Genomic DNA, 418 nt, shown 5'->3' on the forward strand with positions numbered 1-418 from the left:
GGCCATGCGCAAATGGGTCGGTGAAAAAGTGGTGAAATCCCTGTCCGGGCATAAATACACCATTGAGAACGATGACTGGGAAGCGACCATTGAAGTGGATCGCAATGATATCGAGGACGACCAGACCGGACAGTATGCCATTCAGGCCAGAAGCGCCGGGCAATCGGCGGCTGCCCTGCCGGATGACATTGTATTTGCCCTGGTCAATCTGGGGTTTGAACGCCCGTGCTACGACAAACAGTACTTTTTTGACCGTGATCATCCGGTCGGCACAAGGTCGGTGTCCAACAAAGGGAAAAAGGCGCTGTCCATTGAATCGATGGCGAAAGCGCAGGCGTCCTACGGTGCCGCCCGCACGGCCATGCGCCAGTTTACTGACGATGACGGCCGCCCGCTCAATATCAACCCCAATATTTTG

Annotated in this window: 1 protein-coding gene; it reads left to right on the plus strand. The window is 55.3% G+C overall.

The window, feature by feature from the left end:
• A partial coding sequence (locus tag AAY47_RS17050; RefSeq protein ID WP_047771387.1) for a Mu-like prophage major head subunit gpT family protein occupies positions 1-418 on the plus strand: 418 nt, incomplete at both ends.

Origin of the sequence: Xenorhabdus griffiniae (assembly GCF_001028135.1) — a bacterium.
Lineage (GTDB): Bacteria > Pseudomonadota > Gammaproteobacteria > Enterobacterales > Enterobacteriaceae > Xenorhabdus > Xenorhabdus bakwenae.